At 48.8% G+C, this 281-nt stretch carries 1 rRNA gene; it reads right to left on the reverse strand.

Going from position 1 to position 281, the window contains the following annotated elements:
* Positions 1–281, reverse strand: a 23S ribosomal RNA gene (locus FET73_RS15635); the annotation flags it as partial.

Consider the following 281-nt stretch of genomic DNA (forward strand, 5'->3'; position numbering starts at 1 on the left):
GATCGCTCGGTTTCGGGTCTAATCCCAGCAACTATGCGCCCTATTAAGACTCGGTTTCCCTTCGCCTACACTACTCGCTTAAGCTTGCTACTGAAATTAAGTCGCTGACCCATTATACAAAAGGTACGCCATCACACCCCAAAGGATGCTTTGACTGCTTGTACGTATGTGGTTTCAGGGTCTATTTCACTCCCCTCACAGGGGTTCTTTTCGCCTTTCCCTCACGGTACTGGTTCACTATCGGTCAGTTGGGAGTATTTAGCCTTAGATGATGGTCCACC

It is taken from the genome of Marinicella rhabdoformis, from assembly GCF_009671245.1.
In the GTDB taxonomy this organism is placed as follows: domain Bacteria; phylum Pseudomonadota; class Gammaproteobacteria; order Xanthomonadales; family Marinicellaceae; genus Marinicella; species Marinicella rhabdoformis.